The sequence below is a fragment of the Bradyrhizobium sp. LHD-71 genome (genome assembly GCF_031157255.1).
In the GTDB taxonomy this organism is placed as follows: Bacteria; Pseudomonadota; Alphaproteobacteria; order Rhizobiales; family Xanthobacteraceae; genus P52-10.
On record NZ_JAVIFX010000017.1, the window covers coordinates 139,760 to 161,172 of the forward strand.

The window sequence follows — 21,413 nt, forward strand, 5'->3', positions numbered from 1 at the left end:
GCGAGCGCAATTTGCGACGCGAAACAACATCCGTCCCGCAAGCCGGTTCCCCGCGCCTTCGACAGAATAGCTCCAAATGCAGGCGTTATACGGGCGCTCTTTGACCTGGCCTTGTGCATGGGTGACTTGCGATCCTTTGCTCCAGCCAGACCTTGAACGCGCCGAAGCGCAGCGGCGTCGAGAAATGCCAGCCCTGTCCCTCCTGGATGTCAAGCGATTTGACCAGTTCGAGTTGCTTGGCGTTCTCTATGCCTTCGGCAATCACGGTCACGTTCAGATACTTGCCCATTTCGGCGATGATTTTGACAAGTCCGGAAGATACGGATTCCGTGCCGAGCGTGGCGATAAACTGCTTTTCGATCTTCAAGTAGTCGATGTCGAAGCTTTGGAGATACGCAAGATTGGAAGATCCGGTACCAAAGTCATCGAGCGCAATTCTTACGCCCAGTTGCCGCAGTCGTTTGATGGACTCCCGAACCGGCTCTTCCGCATGATCGATGAGTCCACGTTCGCTCAATTCGAACATGACGCGCGACAATGCGACCTTGCGAGCGTCGAAAATGCGTTGCGTGATCGGAATTATTTCGTCGGAAAGAGTCTGCGAGGCGATGTTGACGCCGATGTGGAAGTCAGCGGGTAAGGCCAGCCCTGATATCTTTTGCAGGTCGATTGCCACCGTGGACAGAATCCACTCGGTGATCGGCAGAATCAGACCGCTCGACTCGGCAATTGGAATGAAGGTATCCGGCTGCATGAGCCCGTGATCGGGATGATCCCAGCGGATAAGCGCCTCGGCGCCGACACATCGTCCACTGGACAGGTCGATGGTTGGCAAATACTCGATATGAAATTCGCGCCGCGACAGCGCGGTTTTCAGCTGGGCGGGAATTGATCGACTGTGCAAGAGGCTGATTGCGATCAGGAAGCTGGAGGACAGCCCGAGCAACAAGCCCGCGGCCAACGCATAGGGTAAGGCTTGGTGCCAGTGCAGACGATCATCTTGTGCATCGCTGCGAACGGCAATGGATATGGGAAAACGCGTCGAGGTCGCGATCGCAAGGTGGCGATGGCTTGTTGTCTTAGCCAAGCCAGGACGATTGGCGCCGGCAAGCGACGTGTCGCCAGCGTAGACTTCACCGTTCGGCCCGAGTAGCGCAGCTTTTAATCTGCTTCCCTCCGGGATGAAGCCCAGTGGTAGAAGGAAATATTTGGGTTCAATCAAGGCCACCCCCACCGCGTCGGCGTCGAGACGTCGCGCGACGACTATCGCCGGCATGCGGTAGGTGGCATCCTTCGGTGTGAAAGCGACGACCGTTTTGTCGGCAGGAATGCCTGCTATTTCGGGAACGAGGAGCGACTCCGCGCGCAATTGGCGGTGTGCGCAGATCACTTTGCCATTTCGGACGATGCCAAGCGCGCTGACGTTTTCGTTAGCGAAGACTGTGCCGGCCAGCTCGTTGGAATAAGATGAGGGACAGCCCTGCGGATATGCCGAAAGGCGCTGACGAATGATGGCATCGGCCCGCTCTATGGTTTCATCGCCCCAGAGCACGAGGCGATCAGCAACACTTTGCCAATTGCGTGTATACTGCAGATCAACGAGCGTGCTTGCCAGATAAAGAGTGACGAGAAGCGGAAGTGCGAAGGCGAGGGCGCAGACAGCGAGAACGGCAGGCTCCCGCAAGATTCCACTCGTGAGGATCCTGTTGATCATTGGAACGCTGTTGTTCTTGATTTGAACCGGATCGACATTTTCGTTCGCACCAAGCGCGTCGATATGCAGCCTCTCAAGGGCCGGCAGGTGTGCCGACGTCCTTGCCGGTTGGCTCGCATTGCAATGGAGAATGCGGTGGTATGACGCCACGCTCGCAATGAGGGCTGCGCGTGCTTCTCGCGCTCAACAGGTTGCTGTTGTGCCGGTAAAAATAAGAGAAAAAACGACGAGGGAATTTTCAGAAAGTTTAAATTGTCGTCACGATTTCACGTCGCCGGCGGCCAGGTAATGCTCCAGCCAATGGATGTGATAATCGCCATCGATGATGGCGGCCTCGCGCACCAAGGCACGAAAGAGCGGCAGCGTGGTCTCGACGCCGTCGACGACCATTTCGTCGAGGGCACGGCGCAGCCGCATCAGGCACTCCGCGCGGGTTTTGCCGTGGACGATCAGCTTGCCGACCAGCGAGTCGTAATAGGGTGGGATCACGTAGCCCTGATAGACGGCGGAGTCGATCCGCACGCCCATCCCGCCAGGCGGATGATAATGTAGGATCTTTCCGGGCGACGGCCGGAAGGTGACCGGGTTCTCGGCGTTGATGCGGCACTCGATGGCGTGGCCGTTGATGACGATATCGGCCTGGCGAGCCGGCAGGTCGCCGCCGGCGGCGACGCGGATTTGTTCGAGCACGAGATCAATGCCCGTGATCATCTCGGTCACGGGATGCTCGACCTGGATGCGCGTGTTCATTTCGATGAAGTAGAACTCGCCGTCCTCGTACAGGAATTCAACAGTACCGACCCCGAGATACTGCAGCTCGCGCATGGCCGCTGCCACTGTTTCGCCGATCTTCGCGCGTTGGGCGGCGCTGAGCGCGGGCGAGGGGCCTTCTTCCCATATCTTCTGATGCCGCCGTTGCAACGAACAGTCGCGTTCGCCGAGGTGGATCGTCCCGCCACGGCCGTCGCCGAGGATCTGAATCTCGATGTGGCGGGGCTGCTCAAGGTATTTTTCCAGATAAACGGCGTCGTCGCCGAACGCCGCCTTGGCTTCGGTGCGCGCCGTCGCGAGCGCCAGCGCCAGATCGTCAGCGGTGCGTGCGACCTTCATGCCGCGGCCACCGCCACCCGCGGCGGCCTTCACCAGGATCGGAAAGCCGATCTCCCGGGCGATCGCCATCGCCTCGTCGTCCGAGGTGACCCCGCCTTCGGAGCCGGGCACCACGGGAATGCCGAGGCGCTTTGCTGTCTTCTTGGCTTCGATCTTGTCGCCCATCATGCGGATGTGCTCCGCCTTCGGGCCGATGAAGTGCAAATTGTGGTCGGCGAGAATTTCGGCAAATCGAGCGTTCTCGGACAGAAAGCCATAGCCGGGATGCACGGCGTCGGCGCCAGTGATCTCGCATGCTGCGAGTAGCGCTGGAATGTTGAGATAGCTGTCCTTGGATGGCGGCGGACCGATGCAGACGCTTTCGTCGGCGAGGCGGACGTGCATCGCGTCGGCGTCGGCGGTCGAGTGCACGGCGACCGTCGCGATGCCGAGTTCCTTGCAAGCGCGCAGCACGCGCAGCGCAATTTCACCGCGATTGGCTATGAGGATTTTATCGAACATCGCGGGGCGCTCTTCGCAAGTATTCCTACTCGATGACCATCAGCGGTTCGCCGAATTCGACCGGCTGGCCGTCCTCGAACAGGATCTGAGTGACCGTGCCCGCTCGTGGCGCCGGGATCTGGTTCATCGTCTTCATCGCTTCGATGATCAAGAGCGTGTCGCCGGTCGCGACCTTGCTGCCGACGTCGACAAAAGGTCGGGCGCCGGGCTCAGACGCCACGTAGGCGGTACCGACCATCGGGGAGGGCACGGTGCCCGGATGCTTGGCGATATCGGCGACTGCTGACGCGGCGGCAGGCACCGCATGGGTCGGCGCCGGTCCGGCGGCCGCAATAGGCGCAGTGACCATGACGTTGCGCGCAACACGTACACGCAAGCCTTCACGCTCCACCTCGATCTCGGTGAGGTTGGTGCTATCGAGCAGCGCCGCGAGTTCGCGGATCAGCTCGCGTTCGTCGGTGGGGTTGGCGGTTGCGCCTTTTGCCTTTGCGGCCATGCGTTCGGTCCGGAACTTTCCTTTTGGAAGAGAGCGCGTCAGGCTTTCGCCTTCGCGCCGATTTTTGCGGCGAGGCCGGCGATCGCCAGCCGGTAACCCTCGATGCCAAAGCCCGTCAACGAAGCGAATGTGGCCTTGGAAATGAAGGAGTGATGGCGGAAGTGCTCGCGCGCGTAGACGTTGCTGACATGCACTTCGACCGACGGGAGATTCACCGCCTTCAGTGCATCATGCAGCGCGATCGACGTGTGCGAGTAGCCGCCGCCGTTGATGACAATGCCGGCAGCGTTGTTCGCGCCCGCTTCGTGGATGAAGTCGATCAGTTCGCCTTCGCGATTGGACTGCCGGCACTCGGCCTCGAGGCCGTAGGCACTGGCCGCCTTTCGGCAAAGCGTTTCGACGTCGGCGAGCGTATCAGCGCCGTACGTCTCGGGCTCGCGTGTCCCGAGCAGGTTCAGATTCGGCCCGTTCAGGACATAGATCGTCTTGGATGCGGTTTTAGCCATCCGGAGCCCGGCTTGTGTGGATCGGCATCGCCGGGAGCGGCGGCCGCGGGCCGTTTATAGGTAAGCTGGCCTGAGAGGGGAAGCCTGAACGATCCCCTTTGCCCCTGCAAAACGTTCAAAGGTCTTATGAAAAAGCCCGGGGCGGCGCCAGAATCCGACGGTTAACCATCGCTCCCGGCGTATCAGGTCAGCGCTCGACCGACCGTCGTGCCGCGGCGATCTTCTCCTTCAGCGTATCGAGGCCGACGGCGCCGACCACGACCTGCTGGCCGATCACATAGCTCGGCGTGCCGTTCAGGCCGATATCCTCAGCCATCCGGAAGTTCTCCTCGATCGTCGCCTTGATCTCGGAGCTTGCCATGTCCTTCTCCAGCCGGGCCATGTCCACGCCGGCGTCCTTGGCGGCCGCGACCGCCTTCGCCTTGTCGGCCTGGCCGCGTGAGTTCAGAAGCTTCTGGTGGAAGTCGAGGTATTTCTTGCCGCTTGGGTCCTGCATACGAACTGCGATGCCGACCTGCGCCGCTTCCACCGAGCCCTGGCCCAGGACCGGAAATTCCTTCAGCACAACGCGCACCTTCGGGTCAGCCTTCATCAGATCCATCATGTCAGTCATAGCGCGCTTGCAGTAACCGCAGTTGTAGTCGAAGAACTCGACGAAATTCACATCGCCCTCGCGGTTGCCGACCACGACGCTGCGCGGTGAATTGAACAGCGCGTCCGAATGCTTCTTGACCGCGGAGGCCTGTTTAGCAGCCTCAGCGACGGCCTGCCGCTTGTTCAACTCGGCGGAAACCTCCTCCAGCACGTCCGGATTGGCGAGCAGGTACTCGCGAATGATCTTCTGGATCTCGGTGCGCTGCGCCTCCGAGAAATTCTGCGCGGCGGCAGGTTGCGGCAGGATCAGCGCTGCTGCCGCAACGGCGGGCGCGAGGTAGCGAAGCAAAAGCATCATGCAATCCTTGTCGAGGCTACGGAACCCGAGCGAAACCAAGTATTCGCGGCGAAACTACCGTTTTTCTGTGAGTTTTGTGTTCACAATGTCGTCGGCCTTGACCCAGCCCGGCGAGCCGACCGCAAAGCGCGTTTTGGCGCGCGAGGCGAGGTCGCGCGCGGTCTTCATATCGCCGCGCAGGAACGCGGCCTGTGCCGAGGCGAGATCGGCCTCCGCGTAGTTGCCCTTGCGGCCGTAGGCCATTGCCAACTGCATGTAGCCGCTCGGGGCTTCGGGCTCGCGCGCGAGGGCCGTTCGCAGGATCCGAATCGCCTCGTCCGCGTAGGCCGGATTGTTGGATGCAACGAGTGCCTGGCCGAGCATCATGGCGATCAGTGGCGAGTTGTTCGACAGCTGCAGCGCGCGCCGCAGCGGCGCGATCGCCTCGTTCGGCCGGGCGCCCTCGAGCAGTGCCTGACCGCGCAGCTCGTGGAAATACGGATTGTTTGGCTGAACCTGCAGCAATGAATCGATCTGGGCGACGGCGGCGCGCAGATCGCCGTGCTTGTAGCCGGCGATGGCGCGGGCATAGCGTGCGGGAAGGCTATCGTTTGACATCGGATAGCGGCGCAGCACGGTATCGGGCCGTTCCATGAAGCCGGAAATCTTTGCGCGCATCAGGTCATGCCGCAATTGCAGGGCCGGATCGTCCTTCTTGTCCCAATAAGGGCTGGTGCGGGCGAATTCGGCGAGAGCGGCGACGCGTTCCGCTGGCATAGGATGCGACTGCGAATAGGGGTCGGCGCCGCGCGCTATGAAAAGCAGCTGCTCCGAGAACCGCCGGAAGGTGTCATACATTCCTTTCGGCGATTGGCCCGTCTCGTTGAGATAGCGCACGGCTGCCCGGTCCGCGCTCTCCTCCTGCTGACGCTGATAGGAGAGAACCGTGCGGCGGATGACTTCCTGCGGAGCGCTGAGAGCCGCGGCGCCGGCGCTGCCGAGGCCGTTGTTCGAACCGCTGCTGGCGCCTGCGACCATTGCGCCAACGCCAAGGATCGTCGCGAGAATCATCTGCGTCTGCGCGCGGGCCAACTGTTCGCGAAGCTTTGCAAGATGGCCGCCTGCGATATGCCCGGTTTCGTGGGCAAGCACGCCGATGATCTGGTTCGGCGTCTGCGCTTCCATGAGCGCTCCGGAATTGATGAAGATGCGACGGCCGTCGATGACGAAGGCGTTAAACGTCGGTTCGTTGATGATGACGACCTGGACGTTCTGCTTGGTGAGGCCTGCGGCGCGCAATACCGGCGCGGTATAGTCGCGCAGCAGCTGCTCGATTTCAGCGTCGCGGATAATCGGCGGGCCGCGCTTCTCAGACGCCTGTGCCAGCGACGGCTGCGGCGCGAGCATCAACACCGCCGCGGTGATGAGCGCGGTCGCGCGGTGCATGGTTTTCGTCAGCGAAAAGCGCGGCGGAATATCGAACGCCGAAACAGTCATGACGGTCTTTCTGGCAGTCCCCATCGCCCGCAACCGGGGCGCCCGCGTTAGCGGCAAGTTGACCCGATACATTGCAGGATTTGGCAGTTGAGCCAACACCTTGGATGCGCTGATTTCGCGTTCATACCAAGCTTTCGGAATGCGGCAACATGGCGGCGCCGCGCGCCTGTGCCTCTTCAAGCACACAAGACATTGCTTTAAGACGTGGCAAAACGTCCGCCACCTGACCTGAAGACGCAATGCTCGACGACACCCTCAGCGCCCGCGCTCGCAAGCTGCTGGTTCCCTCGCATCGCAGCGAGGTTCCACCGTTCATGGTGATGGACGTGATGGCGGCTGCTGCGCGAATCGAGGCGGCGGGCGCTCACGTCGTCCATCTCGAGGTCGGCCAGCCAGCCGAGCCTGCGCCGCGCACGGCGATTGCAGCAGCACACGCCGCGCTCGACACGATGCGGATCGATTATACCGCGGCACTCGGAATTCCATCGCTGCGAGGCCGAATTTCGCAACATTATCGCGACGCCTATGGTTACGACTTGGATCCGGAACGGGTCATCGTCACCACGGGCTCATCCGGGGGGTTCATTCTGGCATTCCTGTCGATGTTCGAGCCGGGAGATCGCGTCGCGGTCACCGTGCCTGGCTACCCGCCATACCGGCACATCCTTACGGCGCTTGGTTGCGAGCCGGTGCTGATCGAAACGACCGGCGACACGCGGCATGCGCTCTCGGCCGATGCATTGCTGGCGGAACATCGCAAGAAGCCGTTGCAGGGCGTGCTGGTTGCAAGCCCGGGCAACCCGACCGGCACGATGATGACCCGCGAGGCGCTTGCTGCGCTGATTGCAGCGGCAGCAGACGCCGGAATTCGTTTTGTTTCCGACGAGATCTATCACGGGCTGGACTATGCGTTTCCGGCGGTGACTGCGGCAGCATTGTCGGACGATACGCTCGTCATCAATTCGTTCTCGAAGTATTTCTGCATGACGGGCTGGCGCGTCGGCTGGATCGTTGCGCCTGAATCGCTGGTGCGTCCTATTGAGCGACTGCAGCAGAACCTGTCGATTTCGGTGCCGACGCTGTCACAGATCGCCGCCGAAGCCGCGTTTGAGGGCCGTGCGGAAATGGAGCAGATCAAGCACGGCTATCAGGAAAACCGGCGCATCCTGATTGAAGGACTGCCGCAAGCCGGCCTCGACTCGTTTCTACCGGCGGATGGCGCCTTCTATCTCTATGCGGACGTTTCGAAGTTCACGACCGACAGCCTCGACTTCACGAGGCAAATGCTCGAAGAAGCGCACGTCGCCGCGACGTCCGGAATCGATTTCGATCCTCTCCATGGCCGCTCCTACGTGCGTTTCTCCTACGCCCGTTCGGCCGATGACATGCGCGAGGCGGTGGCGCGCATCACGCGCTGGCTGAAACGCTAAAACATTTTCCGGAAAGGTGGATGCGACCACCGAAGGATCGAGAGTATCCTGCGCAAACTGAAGGGGATACGCTGCCGTCACAGGGACAGGAGGGGGCGATGTTCTTTCCGGACTTTTCGCTGGAGCAGATCGAGGTCACTGACGGTCCGATCAAATTGCGCCGTGGCGGCTCCGGGCCGCCCCTGCTTCTGCTGCACGGCAACCCGCAGACCCACGCGATGTGGCACGCTGTCGCCCCGGTCCTGGCCCGGCGGTTCACCGTGATCTGTCCGGATCTTCGCGGCTATGGACAGTCGTTGAAACCACCTGCCACCTCCGATCATGCGCCCTACGCCAAGAAGGTGATGGCAAAGGACATGGTGGAGGTCATGGCGCATTTCGGGCATACGCGCTTTCGGGTCGGCAGCCATGATCGCGGCGCCCGGGTGGCCCACCGACTGGCGATTGACCATCCTGATCGCGTGGAAAGACTGGCGGTGCTCGATATCGTCCCGACGATCGAGCATTTTGAGCGTGCCGATATGAAGTTCGCGATGGGCTACTATCACTGGTTCTGGTTTGCCCAGCCGCATCCTTTTCCCGAGACGCTGATCAATGGCGCACCCGAGGCCTGGTTTCGTGCGCACACCTCGCGTGGAGCAAGCTCGGAAGATTTTTTCCAGCCAGACGCTCTGGCCGACTACCTGCAGAGCGCCCGCAACCCCGACATGATCCGTGGAATGTGCGAGGACTACCGTGCGGCGGCGACCATCGATCTGGAGCATGATCGAGAATCGCGTGCAGCAGGTGCGAAAATTCAATGTCCGCTCCTCGTCTTGTGGGGTTCAAAAGGCGCGATCGGCCGCTGGTACGATCCCTTGTCGATCTGGCGGCAGTACTGTGCGGCAGAAGTAAGTGGCGGCTCCGTCAACAGCGGCCACTATCTCGCTGAGGAGGCGCCGTCTGAGGTGCTCGCACACTTCGAGGCGTTCTTCGCGTAGCTCGTGCATTCCGGTGCCTTTGATAACGGCGACCATTCGTCAAGCCAGACATGGTTTCGGCGCGCATGGCTGTTGCGCGTCATGGCAGGTCGCTTGTTGTGAACCTCGCGAATAGTTTGCGCGCCGCAATTGTCGTTTTACCGAAGGAGACTGATCCCGATGACTGTGCCGCTTGCATCCGCTACGGCTGCTGTGCAGCCCCGCCCAAGGCTGGCCGATCACCTATGGCCGGATCGCACTGGTGGCGTGCCGGCTGCAATGCGCGCCGGCATCCTGATCGTGGCGGGGACGGCGCTGCTGACCTTCTCGGCGAAGGTCAATGTGCCGTTGCCATATGTGCCGATGACGATGCAGACCCTCGTGGTGCTGATGATCGGCGCCGCCTACGGCGCAAGGCTCGGGCTAGCAACCGTGCTGGCTTATCTCGCCGAGGGCGCGCTCGGGCTGCCGGTCTTCGCGGGGCCGGTCGGCGGTGTCGCCTACATGATGGGTGGAACCGGTGGATTCCTTGCGGCATTCGCCATCGCCGCTTTCGGCGCCGGCTGGTTCTGCGAACGGGGCTGGGATCGCTCGGTGTCACGCATGCTCGTGGTGATGACCGCGGGCCACGTCGTCATTTTGACGCTCGGTTTTGCGTGGCTTGCTTTCGGCATCAACCTTGGTCCGCACAAGGCCTGGCTCGTCGGCATCATGCCATTCATTGCAGGAACTGTCGTCAAGAGCCTGCTGGGAGCGCTGCTGATGCCTGTGCTCTGGCGCGCCGCTGATCGCAAGCGCGATCGCTGAAGCTCAGAATCCCTGCGTGCAATGAGAAACGCCCGGCGCGAAAGCGCCGGGCGTTTTGCATCGATAACTCAGATCTTGCTGCGGAGCTTACGATCCACCAAACCGTCGTGACCACCAGCCGGCCCGTCGCGGCGACTCGGCCGCAGGCTCGGCTGCTGCCTGCTCAGGAGCGACGCTCACCGGCGCGGCAGGAGCCGGTTCAGGTTGCGGTGTCGGGTCCGCCGACTCGGCGCCGGTAAAGCTGAACGAGACTTTCTCGCGTACTGTCGAGCGCCTCCGTTTTGCTTCCGCCGCCTCAGCCGCGCTTTCGGGCAGGGGCTCCGCCGCGGTGCTTGTCACCGACGCAACGCTTGCTTCCGGCGCGGTCTCCACTGGTTCGGGTGCGGGTGCCTCGGGTGCAGCTTCATCGGAAGCCGAAACGTCGCCCGTGTGCGTGAGCGGCTCATCGAGATCGGCGACCGCGCTCGTAACCTCCGGTTCGGGCGTGCCCTCGAGATCGTCCGTGATCACTGCGACAGAGCCTTCCTCGTGCGCTTCAAGCGCCTCGTGCGGCTCGCCACCTCGGCGGCGCCGACCGCCACGACGGCCGCGCCGCCGGCGCCGGCCGCCGCCGTCGTCCGCGCCGCGCTCGCCGTCCAAATCGACCACATCCTCGCCGTCGCGCGCAGGTTCGCCGTCTTCACCCTCGTCGGATGCAAGCGGCGGAGAGAGCGCTTCTGCGGGAGCTTCGCGTGGCTCACCGCTCCGAGAGCCACGTCGGCGGCGACGCCGCTTGCGCCGGCGTCCGTCGCCTTCGCCGGCCCCATCGGCGCCTTGCGCATCGGCCGCTTCGTCGGAATCCACACCTTCAGCTTCATCGTCGATGAAGTCGTCGTCCTCATCCTCGGCTTCGGCGATCGGCTGCTTCGTGGTCGCCGCTTGTGTAGCGAGCAGCGCCTTGGCTGCTTCCAGCGTGTGGACCTGATCGCCATGGTCGATCACGAACGATTGCTGAGTCGCATCGGCGATGACCGAAATCGTTACCTTGAAAGCGTTCTCCAGATCGCGCAGGTGGCCGCGCTTGTGGTTCAGCACGTAGAGCGCGACCTCGGTGCGGGTGCGCACGACGAGGTTGTGCGTCGCACCCTTCATCAGAATTTCCTCGACGCTGCGCAAGAGTTGTAGTGCGACGGAGGAGACGGAGCGGACATGGCCGGTGCCGCCGCAATGCGGGCACGGCTCGGTAGAGCTTTCCAGAACACTGGCGCGGATGCGCTGGCGTGACATCTCCAGTAGGCCGAAATGCGAGATGCGCCCGACCTGGATGCGTGCACGATCGTGCCTCAGACAATCGCTCAGCTTGCGTTCCACGGCGCGGTTATTGCGCTTCTCATCCATGTCGATGAAGTCGATCACGATGAGGCCGGCGAGATCGCGCAGGCGGAGCTGGCGTGCGACCTCTTCGGCTGCCTCGAGATTGGTCTTCAGTGCGGTGTCTTCGATGTGATGCTCGCGGGTCGAGCGGCCAGAGTTCACGTCGATCGACACCAGCGCCTCGGTCTGGTTGATGACGATGTAGCCGCCGGAGCGAAGCTGCACAGTCGGCGAGAACATTGCGTCGAGCTGACTCTCCACGCCCATGCGCGAGAACAGCGGCTGGCCTTCGCGATACGGCTTAACCGCGCGCGTCGCGTTCGGCATCAGCATCTTCATGAAATCGCGCGCTTCGTGATAGCCGGTATCGCCCGCGACGATGACTTCGTCGATTTCCTTGTTGAACAGGTCGCGGATCGAACGCTTGATCAACGAGCCTTCCTCGTAGACCAGCGTCGGCGCGGTCGATTTGAGCGTCAGGTCGCGCACCTGCTCCCACGCCCGCAGCAGGTATTCGAAGTCACGCTTGATCTCGGGCTGGGTGCGCGCCGCACCTGCGGTGCGCAGAATAACGCCCATGCCCTCCGGCACGTCGAGATCCTGCACGACTTCCTTCAGGCGGTTTCGGTCCTGCGCCGAGGTGATCTTGCGGCTGATGCCTCCGCCGCGCGCGGTGTTCGGCATCAGCACGGCATAACGTCCCGCAAGCGAGAGATAGGTCGTCAGCGCGGCGCCCTTGTTGCCGCGCTCTTCCTTCACCACCTGGATCAGCATCACCTGCCGACGCTTGATGACTTCCTGAATCTTGTACTGCCGGCGCGGACGGAACGGCCGCTCGGGCACTTCCTCCATCGCATCGTCGCCGCCGACGGATTCGACCTGCTCGTCTTCGGTGGTCTCCTCGTCGTCGTCTTCATCGTCATCGTCCTGCGCGTCGGTATGGTCGGACGAATCCGCATCTACGCCGATTGCCGCGGGCGCGACTGGTTCGGAACCCTCGCTCTCGGGCGCAGTGCCGGCCTCGGGGAGTTCGGCCTCACTGGGCAAAACCTGTCCCGAGGCGGTCGCGGGGTCGGATACCGCATCGATACTGGTCTCGTGAGCGGACGGAATGTCCGATGCATCGGTCTCGATCGCCTGCACCGGCTCGGCTGTCGTTGCGACATCCGCCCCAGGTTCTTCGAGTTCCTTTGGCGGCTGATAGCGGTAGTAACCATGCTCGATGTGAGCACGCGCCACGGGATCATCACCCGCGGCGGAAAGCGAGTGGGCTTCGTCGGCGTGTTCGATCGCCCGGCTGCGCACGCGATCACCGCCACGTCGGCGCGAGCTGCGGTGACGGCGGCGGCGGTGCTGCCGGTTTTCCGATTCCTCTTCGGCTTCCCGCTGGGCGCGTTCCTCGTCCTCGATCAGCGCCTGGCGATCGGCGACGGGGATCTGGTAGTAGTCGGGGTGGATTTCGCTGAAGGCCAGGAAACCATGCCGGTTGCCGCCGTATTCGACAAATGCGGCCTGCAATGACGGTTCGACGCGTGTGACTTTTGCGAGATAGATGTTGCCGCGTAGCTGTTTTCGCTGCGCCGACTCGAAATCAAATTCTTCGACGCGGTTGCCGCGGACGACCACGACCCTGGTCTCTTCCGGGTGGGTCGCATCGATAAGCATTTTGTTGGGCATTGGAGCACTCTTGCCGGCTGACCCTGCGCAAAGCGCCGCGCGTTAGTCGCGCGGAAGGGTGGCGGAACGGTCTGCCTGATTCGGGGGTGATGGGAAGGCCGAAGGCGTATCGGAGGCGCCGCAGCCCGGACCGCCGACGCGTCGAGCAGGGCACACGGTGTTGGTGTCCCGGCTGCGAGAGCGTCGAATGGCGGATGGGCGTGGTAGCGAGGCGCATCGAGCGTCGGCCCGTTTTTTCAGTCTTGGCGGCGTGTGACGGCCGCGAAACGATCAAATGCGGCGGTGACGCCGCGGGAACTGTCGCTGATGGTCTGCTGCTCCCTTGCCGCGAAGGCGTTCGGTTGAACGTCATCCGCTCTGGCCCGGGCTGGCCCTCAGATCGACCGCGCTCTTCAGCGCTTGGCCCTGATCGGAAGACCGGAACGCGGCAACTCTGGGACGTTCGAGCAAATTTTTTGATCGATCGCGGCCCGATACCGCACCGGGAGGCTGAGGTTGGCACAACTTTAAGTTTTGGCCATCAACACCAATTACATACGTTGATTGCGTGGTCCTGGCAAGCCAACCGTCACGCGGTTGCAACAGGGCGACGGAAACATTCGTTCGGCACTTAAGCTTCAATTAACCGTCGGGTCCTATTGCGATAAGAACGTGCCCAAAGGTTGGGGATTCATTGCGATTCCACGCGAACCATAGGTTCCGGCGGTGCGCTGCAGGCGCCTGTGCGGTGCTGGCTGCCTGCCTCATGGTTCCGTCCGCGAGGGCGGAAGAGAAAGCTGAACTGCGTCCGGCGGTTGCATCTCCTCATCCGACAGCCACTGATGTCCGGGTCGCTGGTGATGAGAAGCGCGCCCGTTTCATCCTGCAGCTTGACCGGAAGATCGATCTGCACGCGTTTGCGCTCGCCAATCCGTATCGGATTGTCGTGGATGTCCCGCAGGTCACTTTCCTGTTGCCGGAGGGTGTCGGCGATGCGAGCCGGGGTCTGGTCAAGGCGTTTCGTTACGGTCTCGTGATGCCGGGCGGTTCGCGCATTGTCATGGACCTGAAGCGTCCGGCGAAGATCGACAAAGCGTATGTGCTGGAAGCGGAGAACGGCCAGCTGCCGAAGCTGATCGTCGAGCTAAGTGCAACCGATCGCGCAACCTTTATGCAAGGCGTCGCCGCCGAGAACCGCAAGACGGCAGCGGCGCCGTCGGATACCACCGCAACAACATCCACGGTGGCCGCGAACGCCGACGCTGGCGATACGCGTCCCGTGGTCGTGATCGACCCGGGCCATGGCGGCATCGATCACGGAGCGCAGACCCAGAGCGGTGAGAACGAAAAGGAGATCGTTCTCGACTTTGCCAAAGCGCTGCGCGAGCGGATCGAGAAGGGTGGCAAATATCGCGTGGTGATGACCCGCGACGATGACACCTTCATTCCGCTTGCCGAGCGCGTGCGGATCGCACGGCAGCACAAGGCCGCGCTGTTTCTTTCCATTCATGCCGATTCGCTACCGCGCGGCGAGGGGGATGCCCAGGGAGCGACGGTCTACACGCTTTCGGACACGGCCTCTGACGCGGAAGCGGCCAAACTCGCCGAATCCGAGAACCGTGCGGATCTGATCGCCGGCATCAACCTGACCGAGGAACCGGCCGACGTCGCGGATATCCTGATCGATCTGGCGCGGCGGGAAACCAAAACGTTTTCAAATCGCTTTGCCCGATCGCTCGTCAAGGAAATGAAGACCGTCGCGCGCCTGCACAAGAATCCGTTGAAGTCGGCAGGCTTTCGGGTCCTGAAGGCACCCGACGTGCCCTCGGTTTTGCTCGAACTTGGCTACGTGTCCAACAAGGAAGATCTGCAGCTCCTGGTCTCCGACAGCTGGCGCTCACGCACGGTCGGATCGGTGGCGCAGGCTGTGGAACTGTTTTTTGGCAAGCGCTTGATGACCACCGAAGCTAAAAAAGACGAGCATTAGTATGATTGAGCGGTGAAGGTCGGTTTTTGGCACAGGATCAGGCGCAAAGATGCTGGCTAAGCCATTGTAAGCCCTAGTTTAGCCACAGCCGGAGCCGTATAGATTGAAGTGAATCGTCTCGTCACTTGCCGGTCGCGCAGGTTCCGGGGCCACTGCGTTGAACTTGAAGTTCCTGTCGCGTTTTGCGAGCGAGTTCGTCGGCTGTTTGCGAACTTCCGGAATCGGGCGCCTTAAAGGCTGGGTGGACGTTAGACGATGCGACTGCTGTTGCGATTCTTTGGCTTCCTCTTCGCCTTCGGAACGATCCTGTTCCTGGTCGGTGTCGGCGCCGTCGCGGGCTTGGTTTGGCATTTCTCTCGCGACCTGCCGGACTATTCGCAGTTGCAGGACTACGAGCCGCCGGTGATGACGCGCGTGCACGCGTCGGACGGATCGCTGCTGGGTGAATACGCAAAGGAGCGTCGGCTTTACCTGCCGATCCAGGCGGTTCCGAAGTCGGTCATCAACGCCTTCCTGGCTGCGGAAGACAAGAACTTCTACGAGCACGGCGGACTGGATTTTTACGGTATGGCGCGCGCCGCCATGCTGTACGCCCAGAACTTTGGTACGAACCGCCGCCCGCAGGGCGCGTCCACGATCACGCAGCAGGTCGCAAAGAACTTCCTTCTGACCAACGAGGTGTCGTTCACCCGCAAGATCAAGGAAGCACTTCTGGCGATGCGGATCGAGCGCACCTATTCGAAGGACAAGATCCTCGAGCTCTATCTGAACGAAATCTTTCTCGGTCTGAATACGTACGGCATCGCTGCGGCAGCACTCGTCTACTTCGACAAATCGGTGAACGAGCTGACGCTCTCGGAAGCAGCTTATCTTGCGGCGTTGCCGAAGGCGCCGTCGTCGCTGCATCCGGTGCGTAATCGTGAGCGGGCGATCGAACGCCGCAACTACGTGATCGACCGCCTTCTCGAAAACGGCTGGATCAAGCAGGCGGATGCGGACAAAGCGCGCAAGGAGCCGCTGATCGTCGGCAAGCAGAACGTCGCGCACACTTTCGCCGGCGAGTATTTCGCCGAGGAAGTGCGTCGGGAAATCTTTGAGCGCTACGGCGAGAAGAAGCTTTATGAGGGCGGGTTGTCGGTGCGAACCACGCTCGACCCGAAGCTGCAGGTGGTTGCGCGCAAGGCTTTGTCTGATGGCCTGGTCCGGTTCGACGAATTGCAGGGCTATCGTGGCGGGATCCAGAAGCTGGATCTGTCGGGCGACTGGGGGGTGAAACTCGCCGACATCAAGTCGTTATCGGATATCGGCTGGAAAATGGCCGTCGTGCTGGAGAGTCACGACCAGTCGGCGCGCATCGGTTTCCAGCCACCGCGTGAGCTTGGCGGCGCCGTTTCCAAGGAACGTCAGACCGGTATCATCACGCTCGACGGTGTGCGCTGGGCGAAGGCCGCATCGGGTCCGACCCGGGGCAAGGCGCCTGCCAAAGTCAGCCAGGTTCTGGAGCCCGGCGACGTCATTTATGCGGAGCCGCTCACGAAGGACGGCAACAAGGTCGACGGTCAATACCGCCTGCGACAGGTCCCCGAGGTTTCCGGCGGCCTTGTTGCGATGGATCCGTGGACCGGCCGCGTGCTGGCAATGTCTGGCGGCTTCTCCTTCGACCAGAGCCAGTTCAACCGCGCGACGCAGGCGTGGCGTCAGCCGGGATCGTCATTCAAGCCGTTGGTCTACTCGGCGGCCCTCGACAACGGCTATACGCCATCGACCGTGGTTGTGGACGCGCCGATCGAAATCCAGATGGGTAACGGTCAGGTCTGGCGCCCGGAAAACTATTCGACCGGCAAGTATTATGGTCCTCGGACCTTACGCTACGGGATCGAGCAGTCGCGCAACACGATGACCGTCCGCCTGGCCGAAGACATCGGCATGCCGTTGATCGGCGAATACGCCAAGCGTTTCGGCGTCTATGACGAGTTGCCGAACTACCTTTCGTATTCGCTCGGAGCCGGCGAGACGACGGTGATGCGTATGGTGACGGCGTATTCGATGTTTGCCAATGGCGGCCGACGCATCAAGGCAACGCTGATCGACCGAATCCAGGATCGTTACGGCCATACGATCTTCAAGCACGACCAGCGCGAATGCCGCGGCTGCACTGCGGCCGAGGGCTGGAAGAGCCAGCCGGAGCCGACGCTCGTCGACCGTCGTGAGCAGGTGATGGATCCGATGACCGCGTACCAGATCACCTCGATGATGGAAGGTGTGATCCAACGCGGCACCGCAACGAGCCTGAAGGAAGTCGGTAAGCCGCTCGCCGGCAAGACCGGCACCACCAACGACGAGAAGGACGTCTGGTTCGTCGGCTTCTCCCCGGACATCGCGATCGGCGTCTACATCGGTTACGACAAGCCGCGCCATCTCGGCCGCGGCGTCGCTGGTGGCAATACCGCTGCGCCGATCGTCCGCGATTTCATGAAGGTGGCGCTGGCTGATAAGCCAGCGGTGCCGTTCCGCGTGCCGGCCGGCATCAAGCTGATCCGCGTTGATGCCTCGACTGGGATGCGGGCCGGACCTGGCGAGGGGGGGCGGACCATCCTTGAGGCCTTTAAACCTGGCACGGCTCCGCCGGACAACTATTCGGTGATCGGTGTCGCTGATGCCGACGGGCGCGGTGGTTGGGGTGGCGGCGACGGCTACCAGCAGCAGGATATGGGGCGCTCGATCATGCGCCCGGGCACGGGCGGACTTTACTGACACACTTGGCGCGCCTATCTCCAGGGATATGGCCGTCTGACAATCGTCCGGTGGCGGCACATCGAGCCGACCGGAAAATGATGTAGGCGCCATCCACTGGAGAGTGGCCCATGCTCTATGTCGACCTTCCTGCCAAGCGGGATTTGCAGTCTTTGGCGCTGACAAGATCGGACGCCTGTGTGTCGATCTATCTTGCGACAACACCTGTCAGCCAGAATATCGAGCGGAGCCGGATCAATCTGGCGAATCTGATCAAGGCGGCCATCGTGCAGCTGGATCAGAAGGGATTCGACAAGCGCCGGGCGGCGATGCTGCGGGAGCAGCTTGACGATTTGCTGGACGATGACGAGTTCTGGCGTCATCAGGCCCACAGCCTTGCGATTCTCGCCACTCCGGACTCAATTCGAACCTGGCGGCTCGCCAACAGGCTTGTGGATTTGTTTGAAGTCGCTGATCGCTTTCATCTCAAGCCGTTGCTGCGGGCGATCGCGTTTCCGCATTCGGCGTACGTGCTGGCGCTGTCTGAAAATGCGGTTCGACTGGTGGAGGTCTCGCCGGATATCCCCGCGGCCGATGTGCATGTGCCGCGGTTGCCGAAGGATGCTGCAAGCGCAGTCGGCAAATCCACGATCAACGATCGATCGCCCAGCGGACGTGTGCACGGTTCGGAGGGCCAGAAGGTCCGCCTGGCGCAGTTTGTTCGACAGATCGATGCCGCGCTTCGTCCGATTCTCGCGGCCTCCGATGCTCCACTGATTTTGGCCGCGGCCGAGCCGCTTGCATCGCTCTTCAGGACGGTCAGTACGTTGCACGTGATCAATGGAACAATCGGCGGGAGCCCCGATCGGACGACGAACGCGGAGCTGGCCTCCGCTGCCCGGCCCGTCCTCGATGCGGCTTATGCGCGCGAGATTGAGAATCTGAAGAAGCTCTTTGAGCAGCGCGCCGGCCAGAGACGCACGACCACGGACGTGTCCGACGCAGCTCGTGCAGCAACTTTCGGCGGCATCGATACGATCCTTGTCGATATGGATACCCTTGTACCCGGAACTGTCGATGAGGCGACAGGGGCAGTGACCTTCGCTGCGGAAAACGACGCGGCCGCCTATGGTGTCGTCGACGAGATCGCCCTCAGGGCTATGCTGTCGGGAGCACGCGTGATGGCAGTGAGAAAGGACGATATCCCGGGCGGCAAGGAGCTTGCCGCGATCCTACGCTCGCCAATCTGAATTTGAACATGTTGGCTCGCTCACCGAGCCGTGGCGACCGCGCTGCACGAAGCTGAGATCGCCACTTTACGACGCCAGGCGCCATCCGAACTCAGCCGCCGCAGGCCGCCGCTCGCTTGAGGAGGAAGGCTTTCTCGCGCTCATTGCGGGTGAGTTCAGCGGCGCGCTCGAATTCAATCCTGGCTTCGGCGAGCCGGCCTGCGCGGAACAGGAAATCCCCCTTTGCGGCGGGCAGGGGAGCGTAGTTGCGCAGGGCTGCGGCTTGCGCGATCTCGTCTATGAGCTTTAGGCCGGCCTCTGGGCCGAACGCCATGCTGACGGCGATGGCGCGATTGAGATCGACCACTGGTGACGGCATGACCTTGCTCAGGGTGCCGTAGAGATATGCGATCTTCTTCCAATCCGTCTCCACCGCCTTGCGTGCCCTTGCATGACAAGCGGCGAGCGCAGCCTGCAGGGCGTAGGGGCCGTTCCCACCTCCCAAGCTTTCGGCACGTTCCAGAGCGGCGAGACCTCGGCGGATCAGAAGCTGGTTCCAGCGTGCGCGGTTCTGTTCGGTCAACGACACCAGCGAGCCGTCGGGCGCAGTGCGGGTGGCCAGACGCGAGGCCTGGATTTCCATCAGCGCGAGAAGGCCAAAGACCTCGGGCTCGTTGGGCGCAAGGCTGGCGAGGATGCGGCCCAGACGCTGCGCCTCGGCACATAGGGCCGGACGGATCAGGTCTTCGCCGGCTGTCGCCGCATAGCCCTCGTTGAAAATCAGGTAGATGACCTCCAGGACGGAGGCCATGCGCTCGTTTCGTTCGTTGCCGCGCGGCACCTCGAAGGTCAGTCCGGCGCCGCCGAGCGTTGCTTTGGCGCGGACGATACGCTGGGCAATGGTCGCTTCGTTGGAAAGAAAGGCGCGGGCGATCTCGTCCGTCGTCAACCCGCCGATAAGGCGCAGGGTCAGGGCCGCGCGCGCCTCTTTGGACAAGACCGGATGACATGCGACGAAGAGCAGGCTCAGAAGCTCGTCTCCGACGTCGTCGTCTATAGCCTCTTCAATCTGTTCGACGCTGCTATCGCGTTCGTCATCAAGGTCTCGCGCGATCTCCGTGTGCTTGCGCTCGAGCATCTTGTTACGACGCATGCCGTCGATCGCGCGGCGTTTCGCCGCCGCCATCAGCCAGGCGCCCGGGTTGTTCGGAACGCCGCTTTTCGGCCATTCGGACAGGGCGGAAACGAGAGCATCCTGCGCGAGCTCTTCGGCAAGGCCCACGTCGCGCACGAAGCGGGCCAGGCCCGCGATGAGCCTGGCCTGTTCGATCCGGAAGACCGTCTCGATTGTCTGGTGCGTTTGCCTTGTGGCCACCCATCCCGCTTAAAGGACAGGCAGGGGACGAGGCAAGTCACGGCGGCGACAGAATGAGCCTTAGTGGCCCTCCGTCTTGTCGCGGTTCCGCTGATGCAGTTCGGCGAGCTCCGGCGTCAGCACTTCGCCAAAATCGGTGTCAAACTCGACCACCTCGCGGATCTCGATCTCGCTCGGTCCCGGCATTGGATTGGGGCAGCGTTTCACCCACTCGATCGCCTCGGCCATGTCCTTGACCTGCCACAGCCAGAAGCCGGCGACGAGTTCCCGCGTCTCGGCGAAAGGTCCGTCGATCACGGTGCGGCTTGCTCCGTCGAAGGCGACGCGCTTTCCTTTTGCCGACGAGCGCAGGCCTTCGCCGGCGAGCATAATGCCGGCGTTGATCAGTTCCTCGTTGTACTTGCCCATAGCCCCGATGAGTTCGGTCGAGGGCATGATGCCCGCTTCGCTGTCCTTCGTCGCCTTAACCATCACCATTACGCGCATCGTCATATCTCCTCTGATCTGGAGGCCAAGATGGCCTTCCTGCTCACACGACGAACGGGGATCGGTGCGATCGACATTCCCGCTGAAATTTTTTCAAAATCTGGAGCGACGAGCCGGGGGCCTTAAGGGATGCCCTCAGGAAATTGCGGCAACTCGTCGGTGATCCTCACCCAATCGAGCTTTTCGCTGACCCAGATGTGGTCGGTCGGCGAGAATGCGTTGCGATCATCGAACAACGCCAGCGCGAGGCCCGCCGCAGTCCCGTTGACTCGCCAGGAACCGATCCGGGTGCCGCACTGGCTGCAAAAGACACGCTCGATCCGCTCCGAGGTTGGATAACGCGCCGTCGGCCCCCTCAGCGTGATGGCCTCCTGCGCGAACTGGGCGCGGGCAAAGAATGGCGCGGCGAACGATTTCTGGCACAGGCGGCAATGGCAGATGCGGACGTTGATCGGCTCGCCTTCTGCCTTGAATCGCACCGCGCCGCAGAGACAGCCGCCTTCGTGCATCATGGCTCGTGCCTTTTGTGTAATCGTGACATGGGCATAGTTGTTTCGAAATAAACCATACCCCTCAGGCGCGTTCCAGATCGATCCGCAAGGGGAAGCGCCTGACAATGCACGCCAATTGAGCATTGCGCAGG

16 protein-coding genes are annotated in these 21,413 nt (G+C 62.1%); 6 read left to right on the forward strand and 10 right to left on the reverse strand.

What is annotated here, in order from left to right; translation table 11 throughout:
- Nucleotides 1–85 precede the first annotated feature (85 nt).
- The 6 genes from RCO31_RS19815 to RCO31_RS19840 all read right to left on the reverse strand — a co-directional run bounded on the left by RCO31_RS19815 (nucleotide 86) and on the right by RCO31_RS19840 (nucleotide 6,704).
- Complete coding sequence (locus RCO31_RS19815) at nucleotides 86–1,864, reverse strand: EAL domain-containing protein (RefSeq protein WP_308970169.1); 1,779 nt, start codon at nucleotides 1,862–1,864, stop codon at nucleotides 86–88.
- A 108-nt stretch (nucleotides 1,865–1,972) separates the two neighbouring features.
- Nucleotides 1,973–3,325: an acetyl-CoA carboxylase biotin carboxylase subunit gene (gene accC / locus RCO31_RS19820; RefSeq protein ID WP_308970171.1), complete on the reverse strand. Its 1,353-nt coding sequence runs from the start codon at nucleotides 3,323–3,325 to the stop codon at nucleotides 1,973–1,975.
- Between the two features lie 25 nt (nucleotides 3,326–3,350).
- The gene (gene accB / locus RCO31_RS19825; protein WP_308970172.1) at nucleotides 3,351–3,821 is read right to left on the reverse strand and encodes an acetyl-CoA carboxylase biotin carboxyl carrier protein; all 471 of its coding nucleotides are present in this window, start codon (nucleotides 3,819–3,821) and stop codon (nucleotides 3,351–3,353) included.
- Between the two features lie 38 nt (nucleotides 3,822–3,859).
- Nucleotides 3,860–4,327, reverse strand: coding sequence for a type II 3-dehydroquinate dehydratase (gene aroQ / locus RCO31_RS19830; protein WP_308970173.1), 468 nt, complete (start codon nucleotides 4,325–4,327; stop codon nucleotides 3,860–3,862).
- 187 nt (nucleotides 4,328–4,514) lie between these two features.
- Nucleotides 4,515–5,276, reverse strand: a complete 762-nt coding sequence (locus RCO31_RS19835) for a DsbA family protein (RefSeq protein WP_308970212.1) — start codon at nucleotides 5,274–5,276, stop codon at nucleotides 4,515–4,517.
- Nucleotides 5,277–5,333: 57 nt separating this feature from the next.
- Nucleotides 5,334–6,704: a M48 family metalloprotease gene (locus tag RCO31_RS19840; protein ID WP_308970213.1), complete on the reverse strand. Its 1,371-nt coding sequence runs from the start codon at nucleotides 6,702–6,704 to the stop codon at nucleotides 5,334–5,336.
- Between the two features lie 290 nt (nucleotides 6,705–6,994).
- On the opposite strand from RCO31_RS19840, the gene RCO31_RS19845 reads away from it, so the two are divergent.
- The 3 genes from RCO31_RS19845 (at nucleotide 6,995) to RCO31_RS19855 (ending at nucleotide 9,951) form a co-directional block, all read left to right on the forward strand.
- Entirely contained in the window at nucleotides 6,995–8,185 is a 1,191-nt protein-coding gene (locus RCO31_RS19845; protein WP_308970174.1) for an aminotransferase class I/II-fold pyridoxal phosphate-dependent enzyme, read from the forward strand.
- Nucleotides 8,186–8,205: 20 nt separating this feature from the next.
- Entirely contained in the window at nucleotides 8,206–9,165 is a 960-nt protein-coding gene (locus tag RCO31_RS19850; RefSeq protein ID WP_308970175.1) for an alpha/beta hydrolase, read from the forward strand.
- 258 nt (nucleotides 9,166–9,423) lie between these two features.
- On the forward strand, nucleotides 9,424–9,951 hold the full coding sequence (locus tag RCO31_RS19855) for a biotin transporter BioY (RefSeq protein ID WP_308970214.1): 528 nt from the start codon (nucleotides 9,424–9,426) through the stop codon (nucleotides 9,949–9,951).
- Between the two features lie 87 nt (nucleotides 9,952–10,038).
- Here RCO31_RS19855 and RCO31_RS19860 read toward each other — a convergent pair whose 3' ends face one another.
- Nucleotides 10,039–12,981, reverse strand: a complete 2,943-nt coding sequence (locus RCO31_RS19860; protein ID WP_308970177.1) for an Rne/Rng family ribonuclease — start codon at nucleotides 12,979–12,981, stop codon at nucleotides 10,039–10,041.
- Nucleotides 12,982–13,726: 745 nt separating this feature from the next.
- Here RCO31_RS19860 and RCO31_RS19865 point away from each other — a divergent pair.
- From RCO31_RS19865 to RCO31_RS19875, 3 genes are all read left to right on the forward strand, one after another.
- On the forward strand, nucleotides 13,727–14,947 hold the full coding sequence (locus tag RCO31_RS19865; protein WP_308970178.1) for an N-acetylmuramoyl-L-alanine amidase: 1,221 nt from the start codon (nucleotides 13,727–13,729) through the stop codon (nucleotides 14,945–14,947).
- Nucleotides 14,948–15,202: 255 nt separating this feature from the next.
- Nucleotides 15,203–17,701, forward strand: coding sequence for a penicillin-binding protein 1A (locus RCO31_RS19870; protein ID WP_308970179.1), 2,499 nt, complete (start codon nucleotides 15,203–15,205; stop codon nucleotides 17,699–17,701).
- 110 nt (nucleotides 17,702–17,811) lie between these two features.
- The gene (locus RCO31_RS19875) at nucleotides 17,812–18,930 is read left to right on the forward strand and encodes a hypothetical protein (protein WP_308970180.1); all 1,119 of its coding nucleotides are present in this window, start codon (nucleotides 17,812–17,814) and stop codon (nucleotides 18,928–18,930) included.
- Between the two features lie 91 nt (nucleotides 18,931–19,021).
- Here RCO31_RS19875 and RCO31_RS19880 read toward each other — a convergent pair whose 3' ends face one another.
- The 3 genes from RCO31_RS19880 to RCO31_RS19890 all read right to left on the reverse strand — a co-directional run bounded on the left by RCO31_RS19880 (nucleotide 19,022) and on the right by RCO31_RS19890 (nucleotide 21,282).
- Nucleotides 19,022–20,284 carry an RNA polymerase sigma factor gene (locus RCO31_RS19880; protein ID WP_308970181.1) on the reverse strand — a complete coding sequence of 421 codons (1,263 nt, stop codon included), beginning with the start codon at nucleotides 20,282–20,284 and terminating at the stop codon, nucleotides 19,022–19,024.
- 60 nt (nucleotides 20,285–20,344) lie between these two features.
- The gene (locus RCO31_RS19885) at nucleotides 20,345–20,770 is read right to left on the reverse strand and encodes a YciI family protein (protein WP_308970182.1); all 426 of its coding nucleotides are present in this window, start codon (nucleotides 20,768–20,770) and stop codon (nucleotides 20,345–20,347) included.
- Nucleotides 20,771–20,892: 122 nt separating this feature from the next.
- The gene (locus tag RCO31_RS19890) at nucleotides 20,893–21,282 is read right to left on the reverse strand and encodes a GFA family protein (RefSeq protein WP_308970184.1); all 390 of its coding nucleotides are present in this window, start codon (nucleotides 21,280–21,282) and stop codon (nucleotides 20,893–20,895) included.
- Between the last annotated feature and the right edge of the window lie 131 nt (nucleotides 21,283–21,413).